The organism is Acinetobacter legionensis, assembly GCF_048552295.1.
GTDB lineage: Bacteria > Pseudomonadota > Gammaproteobacteria > Pseudomonadales > Moraxellaceae > Acinetobacter.
In genome coordinates this window covers 1-213 of the sequence record NZ_JBIMCW010000128.1, presented here as the reverse complement: position 1 = coordinate 213, position 213 = coordinate 1, and the positions used below count along the sequence as shown (strand labels likewise).

The following is a 213-nucleotide window of genomic DNA, read 5'->3' as shown; positions in this document are numbered from 1 at the left end:
GGAATATTGGACAATGGGGGGAACCCTGATCCAGCCATGCCGCGTGTGTGAAGAAGGCCTTATGGTTGTAAAGCACTTTAAGCGAGGAGGAGGCTCTCTTGGTTAATACCCAAGATGAGTGGACGTTACTCGCAGAATAAGCACCGGCTAACTCTGTGCCAGCAGCCGCGGTAATACAGAGGGTGCGAGCGTTAATCGGATTTACTGGGCGTA

General features: G+C 52.1%; 1 rRNA gene. It reads left to right on the top strand.

Annotated features, from left to right (window positions below):
• Positions 1 to 213: ribosomal RNA gene (locus tag ACG916_RS21730) — 16S ribosomal RNA — on the top strand; the annotation flags it as partial.